Source organism: Amycolatopsis sp. NPDC005961, assembly GCF_040629235.1.
Classification (GTDB): Bacteria; Actinomycetota; Actinomycetes; order Mycobacteriales; family Pseudonocardiaceae; genus Amycolatopsis; species Amycolatopsis camponoti.
Map to the genome: position 1 here is coordinate 19158 of NZ_JBEXVF010000049.1, position 17141 is coordinate 36298.

12 protein-coding genes are annotated in these 17141 nt (G+C 71.3%); 7 read left to right on the forward strand and 5 right to left on the reverse strand.

The window, feature by feature from the left end:
• Positions 1 to 413 precede the first annotated feature (413 nt).
• Entirely contained in the window at positions 414 to 5294 is a 4881-nt protein-coding gene (locus tag ABZ342_RS33745) for an RHS repeat-associated core domain-containing protein (protein ID WP_360481717.1), read from the reverse strand.
• Positions 5295 to 5511: 217 nt separating this feature from the next.
• Between ABZ342_RS33745 and ABZ342_RS33750 the strand changes: the two genes are divergently transcribed.
• On the forward strand, positions 5512 to 6651 hold the full coding sequence (locus tag ABZ342_RS33750; RefSeq protein ID WP_360481720.1) for a serine hydrolase domain-containing protein: 1140 nt from the start codon (positions 5512 to 5514) through the stop codon (positions 6649 to 6651).
• 21 nt (positions 6652 to 6672) lie between these two features.
• On the opposite strand, the gene ABZ342_RS33755 is transcribed toward ABZ342_RS33750, so the two are convergent.
• A complete protein-coding gene (locus ABZ342_RS33755; RefSeq protein WP_360481723.1) occupies positions 6673 to 7290 on the reverse strand; it encodes a TetR family transcriptional regulator in 618 nt (205 codons plus the stop codon).
• Positions 7291 to 7385: 95 nt separating this feature from the next.
• On the opposite strand from ABZ342_RS33755, the gene ABZ342_RS33760 reads away from it, so the two are divergent.
• The 5 genes from ABZ342_RS33760 (at position 7386) to ABZ342_RS33780 (ending at position 11227) form a co-directional block, all read left to right on the forward strand.
• Positions 7386 to 7868, forward strand: a complete 483-nt coding sequence (locus tag ABZ342_RS33760) for a nitroreductase/quinone reductase family protein (protein WP_360481726.1) — start codon at positions 7386 to 7388, stop codon at positions 7866 to 7868.
• 9 nt (positions 7869 to 7877) lie between these two features.
• Positions 7878 to 8828, forward strand: a complete 951-nt coding sequence (locus ABZ342_RS33765; protein ID WP_360481729.1) for a helix-turn-helix domain-containing protein — start codon at positions 7878 to 7880, stop codon at positions 8826 to 8828.
• A 108-nt stretch (positions 8829 to 8936) separates the two neighbouring features.
• The gene (locus ABZ342_RS33770; protein WP_360481732.1) at positions 8937 to 9653 is read left to right on the forward strand and encodes an alpha/beta hydrolase; all 717 of its coding nucleotides are present in this window, start codon (positions 8937 to 8939) and stop codon (positions 9651 to 9653) included.
• Positions 9595 to 10413: a carboxymuconolactone decarboxylase family protein gene (locus tag ABZ342_RS33775; protein ID WP_360481735.1), complete on the forward strand. Its 819-nt coding sequence runs from the start codon at positions 9595 to 9597 to the stop codon at positions 10411 to 10413. The genes ABZ342_RS33770 and ABZ342_RS33775 overlap by 59 nt, the downstream gene beginning before the upstream one ends.
• Positions 10406 to 11227, forward strand: a complete 822-nt coding sequence (locus ABZ342_RS33780; RefSeq protein WP_360481738.1) for a helix-turn-helix transcriptional regulator — start codon at positions 10406 to 10408, stop codon at positions 11225 to 11227. The genes ABZ342_RS33775 and ABZ342_RS33780 overlap by 8 nt, the downstream gene beginning before the upstream one ends.
• Here ABZ342_RS33780 and ABZ342_RS33785 read toward each other — a convergent pair.
• Positions 11189 to 11776 carry a TetR family transcriptional regulator gene (locus ABZ342_RS33785; protein WP_360481741.1) on the reverse strand — a complete coding sequence of 196 codons (588 nt, stop codon included), beginning with the start codon at positions 11774 to 11776 and terminating at the stop codon, positions 11189 to 11191. The genes ABZ342_RS33780 and ABZ342_RS33785 overlap by 39 nt on opposite strands.
• 96 nt (positions 11777 to 11872) lie before the next feature.
• On the opposite strand from ABZ342_RS33785, the gene ABZ342_RS33790 reads away from it, so the two are divergent.
• Positions 11873 to 12907: an NAD(P)-dependent alcohol dehydrogenase gene (locus tag ABZ342_RS33790; RefSeq protein WP_360481744.1), complete on the forward strand. Its 1035-nt coding sequence runs from the start codon at positions 11873 to 11875 to the stop codon at positions 12905 to 12907.
• A gap of 1 nt (position 12908) precedes the next feature.
• On the opposite strand, the gene ABZ342_RS33795 is transcribed toward ABZ342_RS33790, so the two are convergent.
• Positions 12909 to 16358, reverse strand: a complete 3450-nt coding sequence (locus ABZ342_RS33795; protein ID WP_360481852.1) for a ricin-type beta-trefoil lectin domain protein — start codon at positions 16356 to 16358, stop codon at positions 12909 to 12911.
• 77 nt (positions 16359 to 16435) lie between these two features.
• Complete coding sequence (locus ABZ342_RS33800) at positions 16436 to 17080, reverse strand: NAD(P)-binding domain-containing protein (RefSeq protein ID WP_360481747.1); 645 nt, start codon at positions 17078 to 17080, stop codon at positions 16436 to 16438.
• Positions 17081 to 17141 lie beyond the last annotated feature (61 nt).

Here is a 17141-nt window from a genome sequence, read left to right on the forward strand (position 1 = left end):
CTCGCCGACGGGTTGGACGAGGTCGCCGACGCGCCGCCGCGCGGCGGGACAAGCTGGTCGCGGTCCTGGGCACCTGAGCCTCGGACGACTACCGCGGATGCGACGCCGTTGTCGTGGGTCTCCGTTCGGAAGAGCCAGGCTGGAACGCAAGAAGCGAGAAAACTTCGGTGCACCTCGTCGTGGGCGGGGCAGACCGCGGAATCGCCGAATCGGATCGCGTGGCGGCAGCCGCGATCCGGCGGGCCCGGTCATGCGCCGGCCGGCCGGCGCGTCGGCGTCGGCGTCGGCTCGGTCGAGGCTGAGCGAGAGCGCGCCCGCCCGCTCGCCGACCGGCCGATCAAGATCACCGTGACGTCGGCGGGCCACCCGTCCCCAGGCGCACCGAATGCTTCCGGCCGACCTCGATACCGCTCCTACCCGAGCCTCGGCCGCTTCGCCGGACGGTCGTCGATGGGCGACGCCGGTGGTGTGTGGCCCGGGGGAAGGCCGTTCGGGGGGCGCTCGGTGGTCGGTGCGTGCGGCATCGGGGTGCCGTCCGGCAGGATGCCCGACGAGTTCGGCGGCAGGCCGTTCGGCGCCTGGGGATACGACGGCCACGGACCGCCCGTGTGGCCCGGCGCGGCCGGGTTGGTGTAGCCCGGGTGGGAACCGCGGTCGGGGCGCGGCGGCATGTACTTGTCCTCGTGCGCGCCGGTGCCCGACGAGCTCTTCGAGTACTCGACCTGGCCGTAGCTGCTGCCCTGCCGGTTGTAGTGCTTGTTGTCCTCGATGGGCAGCTTGTGCCCGGTCTCGTTGAAGTAGGTGCCCGCCGCCTTGTTGTGGCCCATGATGGCGTTCTTCTTGGGGACGATCTGGTCCGGCGTGCCGTCCTGGTGGTAGGTCTGGAACTGGCCGTGCTTCTGCATCCACTTGTTCTGCGCGTCGGTCTTGAGACCGGGCGGCATCTGGTGCTTGTTGACCAGGGCGTCCTCGAACATCGGCCGGATGTTCTGGTGCGTCCAGCTGGGGTTGTCCATGCCCGCCGCCGGCCGGTTCTTCTTGTTCTTCATCGGCCCCGCGGGCGCCGACTCCTTGTACCAGCCGCCGCCCGGGGACTGGCTGTACTTCCCGCCGCCCGGCGACTGCATGATCGGGTTGTTCCCGATGTTCGTGTCGAGCGTCAGCTTCGGCTTGCCGCAGGACTGCGGGGCGAGGCCCAGCGGGTCGATCTGCCCGAACGGGTTGTCGACGTAGGCGTAGGGATTGGGTCCCGGCGCCAGGCCGAGCGGGTCGGGGCTGAGGTAGCGCGCGGTCACCGGGTCGTAGTAGCGCTGGGCGTTGTAGTGCAACCCGGTCTCGGCGTCGGAGTACTGCCCGGGGAACCGCAGCGGGGTCGCCGAAGGACCACCGACCCCGAAGACGCTCGTGCGCGCGCACCACGTGATCCGGCCCTGGTCGTCGACCAGCTCCGCGGGACTGCCCGTCAGGTCGGCGACGATCGCGTCGAACCGGGTGTCCACCCACGCCTGTCCCGGCCGGGCCGCCCGGCCGCGCTGCGCGAGCGGCCGGTAGTCGCCGGGCTCGTAGTCCCACACCGTGGCCTGCACGCCGTCGGGCGTGTGCCGGGCCTCCTCGACCAGCAGCTGCCCGTCCCAGGTGAACTCGACGCGTTCGAGCGGCGTGCGGCCGTCGGCGGCCAGGTGCTCCTTGGTGACGCGGCGGCCCAGCGCGTCGTAGGTGTAGCGCCAGGTGCTGCCGTCCGGAACGCCGGCGGCGACGAGCCGGTCGTCGCCGTCCCAGGTGAACCGCCAGGTCAGCTTCGCGCCGCCCGGCATCGTGCGTTCGCGCAGCACGACCCGGCCGCGCCGGTCGTGCCCGTACCGCGTCCCGCCGGCCGCGGTGACGAGCGGGCCCACGAACGTCCGCCTCCCGACGAGGTCGGGCTCGGCGGTGGGCCACGAAGCTTCGGTGATGTTCCCGGCTTCGTCGTAGCGGTAGGACTCGGACCCGTGCGGGGAACGCACCTCCGTGACCCGGCCGAGCGGGTCGAGGCCGAACTCGCGCGGACCGGCCGCCTGGTCGTGCAGCGCGACCAGCTCGCCGTCGGCCCGGTAGCCGTACGAGCGCTGCTGGCGGGTCGCACTGGCCCGGTCGGTGATCACCTGGGACGCCAGCTGCGAGTTCGGCGTCCAGGTCTGCACCAGGGTGGCGCCGGTACCGAGGGTGCGGCGCACCTCGCGCCCCGCGGCGTCGTGGACGAACCGCAGGTCCCGGCCGGCGAGCCGGGCGGCGACCGGCAGCCCGGCGGCGTCGAACTCCCACGCGCTTTCCGCGCCGGACGGCGTGAGCCGGTGCACCCGGCGGCCCGCGGCGTCGTAGGCGGACCGCACCGTGCGGCCGTTGACCGTCTCGGCCAGGACCCGCCCGACCGCGTCCCGCTCGTAGCTGATCCGCGTGGTGCCGTCGTCGGCCGACAGCAGCTGCCCGGTGGCGCTGACCTCGAACCGGGTGGTGCGGTTTCCGTCGACCTGCTCGACCAGGTGGCCGGCCAGGTCGTAGCGGAACGTCGTGCGCTGCCCGTCCGGGCGGACGCGCTCGACCTGCCGGCCGGCCGCGTCGTAGCCGAACGTCGTCACGCCGCCGGCGAAGTCGGTTTCCCGGACCAGGTTCCCTGCCGCGTCCCGTTCGTAGCGCCAGACCCGGCCCTGCCCGTCGGTCACCGCGTCGACCCGCAGTTCGCCGTCGTAGCTGACCGAGATCCGGCTTCCGTCCGGCAGGATCTGCGCCGTCGGCTGGTCGAAACCGCCGTATTCGTAGCGGGTGACGCCGCCGGCCGCGCCGGTGTGCATCCGGTTGTTGCCCTCGCCGTCCAGCACCCACCGGTCCTGGCTGCCGTCGGGGTTCTGGTGCCACGCGAGCTTTCCGTCGACGGAGTAGGCGAAGCGCTCCACCCCGCCGACGGGGTCGGTGATCGCGACGAGGCGCCCGAACTCGTCCCGTTCGTAGCGGGTGACGGCGCCCAGCGGATCGGTCACCTCGACCGGCAGGCCCGCCTCGTCGTTGACGATGGTGGCCGTGGCCCCGGTCGCGTCGGTCAGCGCGACCGTGAACCCCCGGTCGTCGTAGCGGTAGCGGGTGGTCGCGCCGTCCGGCGCCACGACCGTGACGAGGTTGCCCCGCTCGTCGAACTCCTGGCGCGTCGCGACGCCGGGTGCCTCGTGCAGCACCAGCGTCCGGCCGTCCGCAGCGCGGTCCCAGGTGCGTTCCGTGCCGTCCGGGCGGATCTCGGCGACGAGGTTGCCGAGCTCGTCGTAGCGGTAGCGCGTGGTGCGGCCCAGCGGGTCCGTCGAGCTCAGCAGGTGACCGCGGGCGTCCCACTCCGAGACCGTCGCCTGCCCGAGCGGGTCGACCTCGCGGGTCACCTGGCCGGCTTCGTTGTAGTGGAATTCGGAGGTGTGGCCGAGCGCGTCGGTCGACCGGGTGACGCGGTTGTCCGGGTCGTACTCGAGCACGCAGTCCAGGAAGCCGCCCGAGCCTTCGGTGCGCACGACGCGGCCGGCGGGGTCGTAGTGGTAGCGGAACCATTCGCCGTTGCGGTCGGTCCAGCCCACGATGCGCTCCGCGCGGTCGTAGGTGTAGGTCATCGGCTGCCCCGACGGATTGGTGACCGAGACCAGGTTCCGGCGGTCGTAGGCGTAGCGGACCAGCTCGACCTCGCCGTCACCGGTGACCGCGAACAGCGCGGTGACGAGCCCGTCGACGGTTTCGAAGCGGACGCGGTGCCCGGCGGTGTGCCGGATCTCCAGCGGACGGCCGTCGTCGGCGCGCACGATCTCGAAGGCGTTGCCGTTGCGGTCGGTCACCGAGGTCAGCAACGCCCGCCCGCCGCCCGGCGCGAAGTAGAGCAGCCGCCCCAGCTCCTGGTCGTCGACCAGGTAGCCGCCGTCCGCCGCGCGCTTCAACGGGCGCAGCGGTCCGCTTTCGGCGACGACCCAGTCGTCCGTGCCCGGCAGCGGGTAGCGCAGCAGGGTGCCGTCTTCGGCGGCGAAGCTGACCCCGCGCTCGTCGGCCTCGACCCGCTGGTCCACAGTGGACACCCAGCTGCCGCCGAGGAAGATTCCCGCGCGGTAGCCGGAGAAGTGCGTCCGCCGGAACACCAGGGGCAGCACGCCGAGGAGACTGGCGTCGACCTCTTCCATCACCATCTGCCCAGTCGAGACGGCGACCGGGTCGGTCACGCAGACCTCGTTGCCGATCGAGCGGTTGTTCTCGCCCTGGCCGCGGATCCCCTGCGGCGTGGTGCCGTCGGGGTTGCCCCGGGAACCGGTGCCGCCCGGGGACTTCTCGCCGCCACCGCCCGGGCCCTTGTCGTGGGCACCGGAGGGGCCGGTGCTGTCGCCGTTGCCCGAGGGTCCCTTGCCCTTGTCGCCCGCGGTGTCGGTGGAGTCGCCCTTGTGACCGCCCGGGGTGCCCCCGCCGTGGTCACCGGCGGTGCTGGTGGAGTCGCCGCCCTTGCCCTTGGGCCCGTCCAGGCCCTTGGGGCTGCCGTTGATGTCGGCGTGCTTCGGCGCCGGCGCGGCCTTGCCCGGCTTGATGTTCTTCAGCGCCTTGCCCGCGTCGCCGAACAGGTCACCGGCCCGCTTCAGCAGCGGCATCAGCGCCTTGAGCGCCTTGACCAGCTTGGTGGTGAGCTGGCTGATCTTTGACGCGGTCTTCGCGACGGCGCCGATGACCTGCGGCACCACCCAGGTCAGCCCGATGCCGAGGGTGAACACCACCTGCAACGCCCAGGAGATCAGGTGCCCGATCAGTTCGGCGATGATGTCGCGCACCAGGGCGCGGACCGCCGCGACGACCTCGCCGGCCGTCTTCACGCCGCTGGACGCGCCTTCGCAGCCCTTCTGCGCGCTCGCGATCAGCGTCGAAGTGTCTTCGGCGCGCTGGCGGTAGGCGTCGGCCGCCGGGCCGCTCCACCCGCCGAGGTCCGCCTTGACCATGTCCACCAGGTCGGTGGACACGCTTCCCAGCTCCTTGGCGACGTTCGCCCAGGTCTCCGCCTGCGCGGCGATCTCGTCCGCGTTGCCGGTCAGTGCGTTGAGGGCTTCCTTGAGCGGGCCGACGTGCTCGATCAGCCACCCGACACCGGCGGCGAGGATGGCACCGAACGGGTCCATCGCCATCGACAGCGCGTCGAGCGCGGTCCCCACCGCGCCCATCGCCACGGACGCCCAGTCGCCGCTCTCGATCGCCGACTTCAGGTCGGAAGCGCTTTCCAGCAGCGACACCCCGGAAATGGCCGTGGTCGAATCCTTCACCGGCGCAACCAGTGGATTACTCACCGCGCGAGCCCCCTACAGCAACCTTCACGATCACCCCGTCGAAGCACTCGACCCTAGCGAAACCGGCCTCCGCCGGGGCGAACCTTGCCTCATCGGGCAAGAAGGAGGACCGCGGACGCACCCGGCGAACGACGAACGCAACCGGTCCGGCACCTTGCCCCTGACACCAATGTCAGGTCTTACCGTGGCCCGCATGACCGAAATCCACGGAAAGCACGACCGCCGCTTCGACGACGTCCGAGCCGCGCTCGAGAAGAACGTGGCCTCCGGCGAGGAACTGGGCGCGTCGCTCGTCGTCGACCTCGACGGCGAGGTCGTCGCCGATCTGTGGGGCGGCTTCCGCGACGAGGCCCGCACCGTCGCGTGGGACGAGCACACCATCACGAACGTCTGGTCGACGACGAAGACCGTGACCAGCCTGGCCGCGCTGATGCTCGTCGACCGGGGCGCCCTCGACGTCCACGAGCCGGTTGCGAGGTACTGGCCGGAGTTCGCCGCCAACGGCAAGGAGGACGTCGAGGTCCGGCACCTGCTGTCGCACACGTCCGGCGTCTCCGGCCTCGAGCGGCCCGCGGTGGTCGAGGACCTCTACGACCTCGAGACGTCGACGGCCCGGATGGCGGCGCAGGCACCGTGGTGGCCGCCGGGCACGGCTTCGGGTTATCACGCGACGAACTTCGGGCACCTGGTCGGCGAGGTCGTCCGCCGGGTGAGCGGGAAGCCGCTCAAGGCGTTCGTCGCCGAGGAGATCGCCGGGCCGCTGGGCGCGGACTTCCGGATCGGGGCCGCCGAAGCGGACTGGGGCCGGATCGCCGACGTCGTCCCGCCGCCGCCGGCGCAGTTCGACCTCGAAGCTCTGGGCCCGGACAACGTGATCGTCAAGACGCTGACCGGGCCGGCCGTCGACGCGAGGGTCGCCAACACGCCGGCGTGGCGCCGCGCGGAACTCGGCGCGGTGAACGGGCACGGCAACGCGCGCTCGGTCGCGCGGATCCTGTCGGCGCTCGCGCTGGGCGGCACGGTCGGCGGCGTCCGCCTGCTCGGCCCGGGTACGATCGACCTGATCTTCGAGGAGCAGGCCAACGGCGTCGACCTCGGGCTGGGTGTCCCGCTGCGCTGGGGAATCGGCTACGGGCTGCCCCTGCGCGAGACGGTGCCGTGGATCCCGGACGGCCGCATCTGCTTCTGGGGCGGCTGGGGCGGTTCGATGATCATCACGGACCTCGACCGGCGGCTGACGATCGCGTACATGATGAACCGGATGGCCCCCGGCGTCATCGGCTCCGACCGCAGCGGCACGTACGTCCAGGCGATCTACGACGCGCTGGGCTGATCGGGCACGCCGCGCCTTCGGCTATTCCGCCGAGTGGTTCAAGCCCGTGGTGAGCAGTCCGAACGCCCGGTGGACGAGTTCCGAGACCGGTGTTCCGGGATGGATCTCCTGCCAGGCACCGACGGTGGTCCGGACCGCGCACAGCGAGATCGACGCGACGAGGTGCGGACGCGGGTCGAGGCGGGCGTCCACCCCCAGCCGCCGGGCGAGGAGGTCCGCCAGTTCGTCCAGGCGGCCGGTGCTGCGTCCGAGGCAGGCGGCCATGAGTGCGGGAGTGGCGGCCACCAGGTCCTGCATGCTCCGGTGGCGGTTCCCCTTGCCCGGATCCCCGCCGGTTTCGTAGGTCCGGATGACTTCGACCGCGGCGTTCTCGATGGCGGTGATCACGGGCTCCGCGGCCGGGCGCGCGGCCAGGGCCGTCATCATCTCCGTGAGCTGCTGGTCGAGCGGGGCGAGGGCGAGGTCTTCCTTGGACGCGAAGTACCGGAAGAACGTCCTGGGCGAGATGTTCACGGCGGCCGCGATCTCGTCGACGGTCGTCGCGTCGTAGCCCTGCCGGCGGAACAGCTCGTACGCCGTGTCGACGAGAGCGTCCGTGGTCTGCTGTTTCTTCCGCTCTCGCAGGCCCGGACCGGTCATCAGGCCAGCATACGGGCCGCGCCGGTCACTGCCACTAGACAGTCGATGACAAATGGCAGCTTGTGACAAATGGCGTGCCATGCCACCATGGGGCCATGGTCAAAGCACCTTCGTCTTCATCGCCGTGGTGGACGATCCAGCGCCGGCTGGCCCGCCTCAACAAAGCCCTGTTCTCGGCCACGCGGGGCCGGGTCGGCGCCACCGACTTCGGCGCCCCGGTCCTGCTGCTCGACCACGTCGGCCGGCGGACGGGGCAGGCCCGGACCAACCCGCTGATCTACCTCGACGACGCGCCGAACCTCGTCGTCGTCGGATCCAAGGGCGGCACCGACGCGCACCCGCACTGGTTCCACAACCTCATGGCGATGGACAGCACCGAGGTCGAGCTTCCGGGCGGTGTGCGCCGCCGCGTCAGGCCGCGGCTCGCGGACGGGACGGAACGCGACGCGTTGTGGTCACGACTGGTCGCGTTGTACCGGCCGTATGCGACGTACGCGAACCGCACCGATCGGCGGATTCCGGTGATCGTGCTCGAACCGGCGCCGGGCAACTCTGGCAGTAGTGCCTCGCACCACTAGGATACTGCCATGACCCGGCACCGGATGGTGGTCGTCCTGCTCGAGGACGTCCTGCCGCTCGACTACGCCATCCCGGTCCACGTCTTCGGGCGGGAGGCGTCGGAGGCCTACCACCTGGTGACGGTGTCCGTCGGCGGGGGAGCGGTGCCGGTGGCCGGCGGGACGTCGGTGGTTCCGGACGGCGGGCTGGAGCTGCTGCGCCGGGCGGACACGATCGTCGTGCCCGGCTACGCCGACGCTGTGGAGCGTGAGCTGCCCGGTTCGCTGCTGCGGGCGCTGGTGGGAGCGTATCGACGAGGTGTCCGGATGGTGTCCATCTGCTCCGGCGCGTTCGCACTGGCGCGGGCCGGGATCCTCGACGGGCTGACCGTGACGACGCACTGGTCGCTGTGCGCGGCGCTCGCCGAGCGGTTCCCGGCGATCACGGTCGACCAGTCGGTGCTCGTGGCCGGCACCGGCTCGGTGCTGACCTCGGGTGGCGTCACCGCCGGGGTGGATCTGTGTTTGCACCTGCTGAACGTCGACCTGGGGCCGGCGGCCGCGCGGCACGTCGCGCGGCGCATCGTCATGGCGCCGCGGCCGGCCGACGGCCAGCGGCAGTTCGTGGAGAAGGCGGTCGTCCCGCCCGGTGACGACGTCATCGCCCGGGCCCAGCAGTGGATGCTCGTGTCGCTGGAGCAGAACTTGTCGGTGAAGGACGTGGCCACCCGGTTCGCCATGTCGGAGCGGACGTTCCACCGGCGGTTCCGGGAGAAGGCCGGCCTTCCGCCGCTGGCCTGGCTGCGCGACCAGCGCATCGCCCGGGCCAAGGAGCTCTTGGAGAACTCGGAGCTCTCCGTCGAGGACATCGCGCGCCGGGTCGGGTTCGGCACGGCGACCAACCTGCGGGTCCAGTTCCGGCGCGCGACGAACGTTTCGCCGCGCGAGCACCGGAAGGCGTTCACCTTCGACCGCGCCTGACCGGGTGGCGGGAACGTTTCGATAGTCGGCAGTACTGCCACTGTCCGCGGGTGTCCCCCGAGGCGAGACTCGGTGTCAGACCGATTCGACCTCAGGAGAGCGAACCCCATGAACCAGCCGACCTTCGTCCTCGTCCACGGCGCCCTGACCGACGCCTCGGTGTGGCGCCGGGTCTCCGTGCGCCTGCAGGACGCGGGACACGCCGTCATCGCGCCGTCCCTGCCCATGCGCGACTTCGACGGCGACATCGCCTACCTCAAGCAGTTCCTGGCCACCCTCGACGGCCCCCTCGTGGTCGCCGCGCACTCCTATGCCGGGTCGGTGATCTCGGCTCCGGACGCGTTGACCGCGGCGGTCCGGTCGCTGGTGTTCGTCACCGCGTTCCAGCAGGACGCGGGGGAGACGGCGGGTGCGCTGAACGGGAAGTTCCCGGGCAGCCTGCTCATCCCGGACAACCTGGTCGTGCGCGAGTACCCGGGTGGCGCGGAGATCTACCTCCGGCCGGACAAGTTCGCCGACGTCTACGCCGGCGACGCCGGTGCGCGGGACCGGAAGGTCCTCGCCGCCGCCCAGAAGCCGTTCGACCCGGTCACCCTGGAAGGCAGCTTTTCGGCCGCTGCCAGCTGGCACACGCTGCCGTCGTGGGCGGTGGTGTCCACTCAGGACAGTTCCATCCCCACCGAGGCCCAGCGGTGGATGGCCGAGCGGGCCGGTTCCACGGTCGTCGAGGTCGACTCCACCCACGCCGTCCCGCTGGTGCACCCCGATGTGGTGGCCAAGGCCATCCTCGACGCGGCGAGCCGAGATCTCCCCTCGGTGGGGTGAGCCGTTTCGCGGCACGGTCGCCGACGAGGCCAAACCGGACAAGGTCGCCGAAGTCCGGCAGATGCTTGCCGACATGGGCGAGGACGGCCGAACCGATTTCGAGGGCGTCCATGACGCCGGGCACCGGAGACAGCCGATGTTTACCTCCGAGGGAATTGGTTCGGTGCGGCGACCGCCGCAGACTCGGACCATGACCAGTTACCGGATCCACACCGCCGACACCGCCGCCGAAGCCGCGAAGGAGCCGCTCAAGGTCCTCGAAAGCGCTTTCGGCTTCGTTCCCGCCGGTGCGGGCCTCATGGCGAACTCGCCGGCGCTGATCAACACCTTCTTCTCCGCCTTCGGCCACTTCCGGGGCGGCGGCACGTTCGGGCCGGACGAGCGGCAGGTCCTGCTGCTGTCCAACGCGGTCGCCAACCGCAGCGAATGGGCGGTGGCTTTCCACACCCTGGAGTCCTTGCAGGACGGTGTCGAGCCGGCCGTGGTCGAGGCGATCCGGCAGGGCGAGGTGCCCGGAAACCGGCGGATGGCGGCACTTTCCACGTTCACCCGGTCACTGATCGAGCAGCGTGGGCACGTCGACGACGCCGAGGTGGCGGCGTTCAGGTCGGCGGGCTTCACCGAAGAGCAGGTGTTCGAGGTGATCACCGCGGTGGCGATCTCGGCGATGACCAACTACACGGCCAACTTCACCCGGCCGCCGCTGGAGGACGCGGTGGCGCCGCACGCCTGGAAGGCGGGATACTCGGCCGGTGCCTGACGTCGGTCCTCTGCTCAAACACTGGCGCGGTGCCCGGCGGTTGAGCCAGCTGGCTCTGGCCTCCGAGGCTGCCGTGTCGGTCCGCCACCTGAGCTTCGTCGAGACGGGGCGGGCGAACCCGAGCCGTGCCATGGTGCTGAAGCTGGCGGAGGTGCTCGACGTTCCTTTGCGGGAGCGCAACACCCTGCTGCTCAGCGCCGGATTCTCGCCCGAGTACCCGGAGTCCGCATTGGACGCACCGGAACTGGCCGCGGTGCGGGGAGCGCTGGAGACCGTTCTCGCCCAGCAGGAGCCGTTCCCGGCTCTGGTGATCGACCGCAGCTGGGACATCCGGCACACCAACACCGCCGCCCGCCGCTTCTTCGCCTACCTCCAGGACGGACAGCCGGCGAATCCGCCGGGGCCGGCGAACGTGCTTCGCCGGATGTTTCACCCGGACGGGGTGCGGCAGCACGTGACGAACTGGCTGGAGGTCGCCGAGGCGCTGGTGCGACGCGCGCGGCGGGAGGCGATCGGCGGGGCCGCCGACGAGCGGGCCCAGCGGATCCTCGACGAGGTGCTGGACTACCCGGGCGTGCCCTCGCACCTGCGGGTGGTGGACGTGACCGCGCCGGTCCTCCCGATCGTGCCGATCCGGTACGAGCGCGGTGACCGGCGGTTCGAGTACTTCTCGATGGTGACCACCCTGGGCACACCGCAGGACGTGACGCTCCAGGAACTGCGGATCGAGTGCTTCTTCCCGATGAACGACGAAACCCGGGACCACGCCCGTGAACTAGCCGGTCATCACCGCGCGGCGGACGGTCTCCCGTAGCAGCGCGCGGCGTCCGTCGTGCCGGTCCGCGGGCTCGTCCGCGGTCGCCGCGTAGACGTTGCTGACCGGTGACCACGCCATCGACATCGCGATGACCACGGCCATGATGTCGAACGGGTCGCCGGGTCGCACGAGCCCGGCGGCCTGCGCTTCGGCGATCGCCGAGAGCTTCCGGTCGTCGAGCCGGTCGGCGTCGGCGACGAGGTGGCCGGCCGGGCGCCGTTCCAGGCGGGCCCACGTCGCCAGGCGGATCAGGTCGGGGCGGCGCAGGTACTCGTCGTAGAGGCGCACGGCCCAGTCCGCGAGGTCGGTGGCGTCGATCGGGACGACGTTCACGATCCGCTCCAGCGAAGCGAAGAAGATCGCGTCAAAGAGTCCGTCTTTGCTGCCGAAGTACGTGTAGAGCTGCGCCTTGTTGGTGCGCGCCGTGCTCACGATCCGCTCGATGCGGGCGCCCGCGATCCCGTGCTCCGCGAACTCCTGGGTCGCCACCTCGAGGATGCGGTCGCGGGTCGCGGTGCCGCGGGCGGTCAAGGGGTGGTCGGCCATCGGGCGAGCCTACCAAACAGAACAGTCGGTTTGCTTTCTGGCGAGAGGGTGTCTACGGTGAAATAGACCGAACAGTCTGTTTGGAAAGGAGCCGGCATGCGGGAGACAGTGGGCTGGGGAGTGGACGGCGAAGCCGCGGTGCTGCGGCGGCTGCGCCTCGAACGCCGGGACCTCCGCCCGGACGACATCGCGATCCGGGTCGACTACTGCGGCGTGTGCCACACCGACGTCCACTCCCTCGACGCTCACGCCGGCGGCCTCCTCGTGCCGGGCCACGAGTTCACGGGAGTCGTGACCGAAGCCGGGCCCGAGGTCACGCGGTTCGCGGTCGGCGACTCGGTGGCCGTCGGCAACATCGTCGACTCGTGCGGCGAGTGCGTCATGTGCGAAGCCGGGCAGGAGAACTTCTGCCGCGAGTTCCCCACCCTGACCTACGGCGGCACCGACCGCCGCGACGGCTCGACGACCGCGGGCGCCTACGCCCGGGAGTACGTCGTCCGCGAGCGCTTCGCCTACCGCCTTCCCGCCGGCCTTGACCCGGCCGGCGCGGCGCCACTGCTCTGCGCCGGGATCACCGTCTGGGAACCGCTGCACAGCCTCGGAGTGGGGCCGGGCACGCGGGTCGCCGTCGCCGGGCTGGGCGGGCTCGGGCACCTCGCGGTCAAGTTCGCCGTGGCGCTGGGCGCGGAAACGACCGTCATCAGCCGATCGGCGGGCAAGGCCGAGGACGCCCGCAAGCTCGGCGCCCAGGACGTCGTCGTCTCGACCGACCCGGACCAGCTGGCCGCCGCCCGGGACCGGTTCGATGTCGTCGTCGACACCATCTCCGCACCGCACGACCTCGGTCCGTACCTGGGAATCGTCGCCATGGACGGAACGCTCAGCCAGGTCGGCCACCTCGGGCCGGTCACCGTGCGGACCATGGATTTGCTGGTCGGGCGCAAGAAGCTGACGTCAGCCGGCAGCGGTGGGGTGCCCGCGACCGCCGCCATGCTGGCCTTCTGCGCCGAGCACGGCGTCACCGCGGACGTCGAAGTGCTCCCTTCGGCGCGGGTGAACGAAGCCTTCGACCGCCTGCGGCGCAACGACGTCCGCTACCGCTTCGTCCTGGACCTGGCGGACCTGGCCTGAGTCACGACCCCAGCGTGAACCGCTGCGCGGTGGTCGTGTTGCAGTCGTAGATGCGGAGGCGGTCGCCGGGCTTGCCGGCGTTGTCCGGATCGTCGAGACAGCGTCCCGAGCCGACGTTGCGCAGCGTCCCGTCCGTGCCGGACGTCCATTGCTGCGCGGCGGATCCGTTGCAGTCCCACAGCTGCACGGGCGTGGTGTTCGCCGTTGCGCCGTTGACGACGTCGAGGCACTTCCCCAGCGTGCGCAGGGAACTGTCGCCCGGTGCGCTCCACCGCTGCGCGTCGCTGCCGTTGCAGCCGTAGAGCTGCACCGCCGTGCCCGACGCGGGATAGGCGTCGACGATGTCGGCGCAGAGCCCGGCCGGGCCGGTGAGCGGGGCCGGCGGGAAGCGCCACACCTGGTCGGCGGTGGCGGCGCAGTCGGCGAGGCGCATCCCGTCCCCGGCCGCCGTGGCGGCCAGGCAGCGGCCGGAGTTCATCAGCCGGCCCGCGGTCGTCAGGGTCCACACCTGCGCGGACGTGCTGTTGCAGGTGTAGAGCTGGACCGGCGTGCCCGCCGTCGTCGAGCCGCCGGCGACGTCCAGGCACTTGCCCGAGACGCGCACCGCGCCGCCGGCGGGCGGGGCGAACTGCTGCCCGGCCGAGTGGTCGCACGCGGCCAGCTCCAGCGCGGTGCCGTCGGCCGTCTGTCCGTTGTGGACGGCGAGGCACAGTCCGTCGCGGCCGTTCACCTGGCCCGCGGCGGGGTTGCCGGCGGCGCTGCCGGTCAAGGTGACCGTGTGCCGGGCGGTCGAGGCGAGGCTCGCCGTGGTCACCGTGACCGTGCGGGAGTTGGCGTTGTACGACCACGCCGTCTCGGGCAGCCGCTGACCGTCGACCGAGACGGCGGTGGGCGCGGCGGAGTTGGCCAGCCGGAGGGTGTAGGCGCGGGTCGGTGCGGTACCGGAGGCCGGGTCGACGGTGAGCGTCTTCGCCGCGTCCTGCCAGCCGAAGCGGGTGGTCGACGACGCTCCGGCGCCCTCGCCGGAGTCCTCGTAGAGCGAGAAGGTGCCGTCGGCGCCCGCGGTCACGTCGAGCGTCAGCTGGTCGAGCGGTGCGGCGGCGTTGTCGACGTAGTTCGTGCGGATCGGCACGATGCCACCGGCCTTGACGAGCACCGGCATCTCCGACAGGGGCTTGGTGATCGTCGCCGTCGACGGTCCCGTGTAGACGGTGCCGGTGAAGTAGTCGGTCCAGGTGCCCGGCGGGATCCACGCCGACACCGAACCGCCGGCCGCGGTGATCGGGGCGACGAGGACGTTGTCGCCGTACAGGTACTCCTGCGGGTGGGTGTAGGCCGCGTCCTGGTCCGGGTAGTTCAGGTAGAGCGGCTGCGTGATCGGCACGCCGGTCTGGTTCGCCTGCTTGGCCAGCGTGTAGGTGTAGGGGACCAGCGATTCGCGCAGCCGCAGGAACTTCTCCGCGCTGTCGCCCGCCGCGCCGGGGTAGTCCCAGGGCAGCCGGTCGCCGTGGTCGGAGTGCAGCCGGTCGACCGGCTGGAACGTCCCCAGCTGCAGCCACCGGGCGTAGAGCTCGTCGGGCAGGTGACCGCCGTGGAAGCTGCCGATGTCGTGGCTGATGTTGCTGAGCCCGGCGGCCGCCTCGTCCGGCGTGAAGTGGGCTTCGTAGGCGAGCATGTCCCAGCTCAGCGGCGTGTCACCGGTGAACTGGAGCGTGGTGCGGCGTTCCGACCACGGGCCGAGCGGGTAGCTGCTGTGGATGCCGCCCTGCTCGGCGCCGCCGATGCGGCCGAAGGAGAAGCCCCGCAGGCCCTGCGCCGCGGCGTGGTCGGCGTAGGCCTGGTTGATGAAGTTGTCCGGCGCGACGCCCGGGTCGGAGGCGGTCGAGCGCCCGCAGCCGGTGCAGTAGTCCAGCCACCACGTCCGGACGCCCTGGGCGTCGAAGGGCTTGTGCAGGTCGAAGTAGGAACGCAGGTGCGCCGGGTTCGACCAGTCGAAGACGTAGTTCGAGCCGTCGGGGATCAGGCCGCCCGCCGTGGCGTTGGCCGTCGCGAACCGCGGGTCGTTGCCGGCGATGGACGTGTGGATGTTGAGCGAGACGGCGAGGTTCTGTTGTTTCGTCCAGTTCAGGAAACCCTGCGGATCGGGGAAGAGCGCACTGTTCCAGTTCCAACCGTTCCACTGCGAGGGCGACTTCCAGTCCGTGTCGACGACCAGCCAGTCGATCGGGGTGAACGTCGAGCGGAACTTCGGCAGCAGCGTCGTGCGGTAGTCGTTGTCGGAGTAGGCGAAGTAGCGGGAGAACCAGACGCCGTAGGCGGAGCGCGGCATGAGTGCCGTGCCGCCGGTGAGCGCGTTGAGGTCGGCCAGGCCCTGCTTGAAGTTCTTGCCGTAGCCGAAGAAGTAGCCGTCCTGGTAGGGCTGCGCGCCGTGGGACGGCCGGTCCGTGACCGTGCGGTCGGCGTTGAGCACGGCGGAACGGGTGTCGTCGAGCAGGTACCAGCCGTCGCGATCGAGCAGGCCGGGGTGCTGCGGTGTCGGGACGGCTTCCGGGTTGTCCAGTGACCGGTCCCAGCCGCCCAGCACGGACTTCGGGCCCGCGCCGTAGGCGGTGGTGAGCAGCGAGGAGTCGGCGGCGGGGTAGGCGGCCGTGGCCGTGGTGACGGCGAGGCTGTCGAGGTTGACGTTGCCCGAGTCGCCGGACTTCCGGTCGATGCGGACGGAGTTCGTCCCGGCGGTGAGCGGGACCGTCACCGACGCCGTCGCCCAGGTGTTCCAGGAAGCCGTCGGCGGCAGGCTGAACTTCGGGCCGGGGGCGCCGTTGACCGTGGTGGACAGGGTGCGCGTGGTGGTCTGGCCGTCGCCGCCCTGTGCGTTCGCGTAGCGGACCGTCAGCTTGTACTGCCCGGCCGACGGCACGGCGGAGACGTCCTGACCGAGCGACGCGCCGGTGGACTCGAACCCGGCGAGGAACCCCGAGCCGGTGTTGCCGGTGTGGTCGTAGGCGGTGGACGCCGAGCCGCCCGGGACGCCGTTCTCGGCCTCGCACGCCGTGCCGAAGGCGCAGTAGGAGGGGAACAGCGGGGCGGCGGTGACGTTCGTCGTCGTGAGCTGGACGGAGGTGTTGTCCCGGGTGAACGGGCCGCTGCCCTGCCGGTACCGCAGCGTGAGGCTCGCGGTCCGGATCTCGCGGTACCCGCCGCTGACCGTGGTCGTGTAGCTGGGCGCGGGGATGGACCGGTTGACGGCGGTGAAGGTGGCCTGGTCCTGGAAGTGGTCGTCACCGGCGTACTCGAGCCGGATCAGCGTCGGCGTCAGCACATCGAACCGCGCATGGCCGTCCAGGACGACGGCTTGGTCCGCGAGCCGGGTCGGCGGGGCCTGCGCGGCCGCGGTGCCCGCGACCGTGACCAGGCTCGTCAGGACCGCCACCACGGTGTGGATCGTCTTCATCGACACGCGCACTCCCTAGTCCACGCTCCGAACCGGCGATTCCGCACACCCACTGTCAACGTTGTCCACAAGACAAGTCAGCCGCCGAATGCCGCATCCTCCCGACGAGCGGGAACCGCCTGCGGTGCGTCCTCGCGAACCGCGTGCAGACCCGTCAGCGGGCCGTCGATCTGCATGAGCCGGCCCATCGTCAGCGGTCCGAGGTCCACCGGCGCGAAACCGAATTCCGCCACCACCGCCCGGAAACCGGACTTCGCGTCCGCGTCGTCACCGGCGTAGAAGAGGATCCGCCGGCCCGCCGGAGTGACCGGGTCGGCCGCGATGACCGTGCCGTAGAGGTTGTCGAACGCCTTGATCACGTGGGCGTCCGGCACCAGGGACGCGACCAGCTCGCTGCCGCCGACGTCCAGTAGGTCGGGGACGGCGGCGGGTGGCACTTCCGCCCACTGGTTGGTCGCGTCGATCAGCACGCGGCCCGGCCGCGGCGGCAGCGCGCGCAGAGCATCGCGGACCTGGTTCCACCGCACGGCCAGGACGACGAAATCGGCGTCGCCCGCTTCCTCGACGGTGCCGGCCGAGGCGCCCCGGCCGAGCCGGTCGACCAGCTCGGTGAGGCTGTCCGGCCCCCGGCTGTTGCTGAAGACCACTTCGTGGCCGGCCTTGAGCGGGTGACTGGCGATGGCCTGGGACAGCGTCCCGGCCCCGATCATCCCGAACTTCATCCGGCCTCCCTGGCCATTTGGTTAACGTGTTAACCCGAAGCTACGCCGCAATTTGTTAACG